At 35.0% G+C, this 1,850-nt stretch carries 1 protein-coding gene; it reads left to right on the top strand.

The window, feature by feature from the left end; genetic code table 11:
- On the top strand, positions 1-1,850 hold a 1,850-nt coding region (locus AJ939_RS01185), incomplete at both ends, for a beta strand repeat-containing protein (protein WP_410002382.1).

Raw genomic sequence — 1,850 nt, 5'->3', positions numbered from 1 at the left:
TCTAAAAAGATAGTTTTATCTTTAGCTACTATTTCTTTCTTAGCGAGTTGTGCTAATGCTACACTTACTCCTGAAATAAAAACTTATGATGAAGCAAATAAAAATACTAAAGCTAGATCAGCAAGTGTTTATGCTCCTCAAGCTAGGATTAATACGACTGTAAGTAGTTCAGAAACTAGCACAATCAACATTACCGATCAGGGACCACATACCATAATAATTCAATCAAATGGAACTCTAGGTAGTATAGGCAATACAGATAGAATCATCTATGCTCATGCTAGTGGTAGCAATATCCTCACTCTTACCAATCTTACCAATAAAGGAACTATTAACGGTAAGGTAGCTGTAGAACATGATAACAATTTTAAAGGAACCATCACTGTTAACACCTTTGAAAATACAGGTCAAATCAATGGTCAAATTTACATGGGAATTTGGGGAGGTAACTCAGGAACTCTCACTGTGGATAAATTCGAAAATAGTGGGACTATAGTAGGCTCTAACGACCGAGGAGTACTTTTCGAAGGAAAAAATACTAATATACAAAGCTTTGTTAATAGTGGTTTAATTAGTGGGAGCGAAGGTGTAACAATGGTTGGTGGAACCATAGAAAATTTTATCAATAATGGTACTATGAATGGTGGTTCCTCTGCTGTTTTTATACACAATAGCATTATAAAAACACTTGAAAATAAAGGTACTATAAATAGCACTGAAGATATATGGTGGGGTGGCGCTATAAAATTAGAAAACGGTGGCACCATAGAAAATATCATCAACACAGGAACTATCAATTCAGTTGTTTCTGGTATACATGTATCCTATGGTAAATTTGGAACACTTACCATAAAAGATGGAGGTGTAGTTTATGGTAAAACAGCAGGAATATGGGTAAATCAATGGCAAACTCTAGGCGATTTATACATAGATGGTGGAAAAAATACTTCAAAAGATGGAACTGTAAGTGGAATTTATAGCGATAATCATGGAATTGCTTTAGATGTTGGTTCAAGTACTAGTAAAATAGAACTTAAAAATGGTGGCATTATACAAGGTAAAGTTAATGGTATAAGATTAGAAAAAGCAGCTTCTTTAAGCGGAGAAATAATTTTATCCGGTGAAGGATCTAGAGTAGAAGGTGGAAGTGGCGCTGGTATATCTAATGAAAGCGGAAAAATAGAAGGCTCTATAAAAGTAGAAGATGGAGCTACTGTAACTTCTTCTTCAGGTCAAGCTATCTCTAATTCTGGCTCAGGAAGTATAACAGGTGGTATTACAGTTAGTGGGGAAAACACTAAGCTTGAAGGAAATATAGTCAATACGGATAGTGCATCTATAGGTAGCGATATCAAGATAGAAGGTGGAGCTAAGGTAGAAGGTGGTCTTGTTAATGAAGGAGAAGGCTCTATTACTGGTTCTATTACAATTGATAAAAACAGTCAGCTTGACTCCATCACTAACACTTCTAATTCTAATACAGGTATAAGTGGTTCCATCACTAACAATAGTGATAATAAACTTGAAATTTCCAATGGAGAAGGTGCTACTATAGGTGGAGGTATTACAAATAATGGTAATGCTGATTTAGTTATTTCCAACCAAGGCTCAGTAGGTAAAGATGATCATGGTAATACAGTAACTAACAATGGTAGTGGTAGTGTTGGAATTAAAGATTGGGTTGTTTCTACAGATAAAAATACAGGTAAATTAGACACTGTGGTTGTAGGTGGAAGCGGTGCAAATAATGTACAAGTAGAAAACATCACTGTAGATCAAAGCAATGTTAATCTTGAAGAATTAGGTAATATAAGCAATATCATCTCAGGTGTCAATCAAAACAATATTGG

This window comes from Campylobacter sp. BCW_6889 (assembly GCF_001762535.1).
Taxonomy (GTDB): Bacteria; Campylobacterota; Campylobacteria; order Campylobacterales; family Campylobacteraceae; genus Campylobacter_D; species Campylobacter_D jejuni.
Note: the sequence above shows the minus strand (reverse complement) of the source record. Positions and strands in the feature narration are given on the sequence as shown.